Source organism: Streptomyces sp. DH12, from assembly GCF_020873895.1.
Taxonomy (GTDB): Bacteria; Actinomycetota; Actinomycetes; order Streptomycetales; family Streptomycetaceae; genus Streptomyces.
This window is the reverse complement of record NZ_JAHWGT010000172.1, coordinates 1-855: the sequence shown is the minus strand read 5'-3', so window position 1 is coordinate 855 and position 855 is coordinate 1. Positions and strand designations below refer to the sequence as shown.

The window sequence follows — 855 nt, the reverse complement described above, 5'->3', positions numbered from 1 at the left end:
GGGGACATCTACCGCAAACTCTCTTTTAGTTCCTCCGCACTACCCAACGCACCCACATGCACCGCCAGTTGATCACCCGCACCATGACGAGAGATACTGCCTGACGGGTGCGTGTTCCCGACCGAGTGGCGCTCGCTGCAATATCCTCCCGCGCGGGCCACTGAAGCCCATATACCCAACGATTACTGGGCAGTTGACCTCAGGGTTTCGTGGTAACGTCCTCACTCAGAGGGACAGTGCAACCTGAAAGGGAAATCGTGAACACGGAGAAGATCGCCGCTCGCCGCCTCTCGCTGGAAGAGGTGACGAAACTCGGCGTGAAGGACAGGCTCTTCGTTTCCGCCGACACGGAAGAACTCAAACTTCCCGACTGCTATGTCCCGGCTTTCCTGACCAAGCCCGGTGAGTATTTCGAGGGCGGCTCGATCACGGCGAGGACCGTATTCCAGGAAGAGGTCTCCTGCCTTCCCGACGACGAGAACGAAGTCGGGATCTACGTGGCCGACGAGAGCGGTCCGGTGACCATCGAGGTCCTCCAGTCCGCCGGTGTCGTGCTGGACCTGGCACTCTTCGTCCCCGGTGGGGACAAGGGGTCCCTCACGGCCCTTTACGCCGCGGTCCGGCAGGCGTTCGGCGCCGATGTCGTGCAGATCTGGCGCCAGGGCCTCAAGGCGGTTCCCGACGTGAAGGTCGACATCTTCGAGGAGCAGATCCCCCGGGGCCGCAAGGCGAGCGACAGCCCCAAGCGTGACCGTCGCGCCATCGACACCTACCCCACCCGTGCGGACTTCATCGAGTTCTCCACGGGGTGGAAGCCGGTCGTTGAGATTCACAAGCCGGTCGTCGACGACACCC

General features: G+C 62.5%; 1 protein-coding gene. It reads left to right on the top strand.

All coding sequences use genetic code 11. The features are described from left to right. Positions 1–257: 257 nt before the first annotated feature. Positions 258–855 (top strand): hypothetical protein (locus LPA54_RS33295; RefSeq protein ID WP_228984462.1); only part of this gene is annotated, 598 nt, incomplete at its 3' end.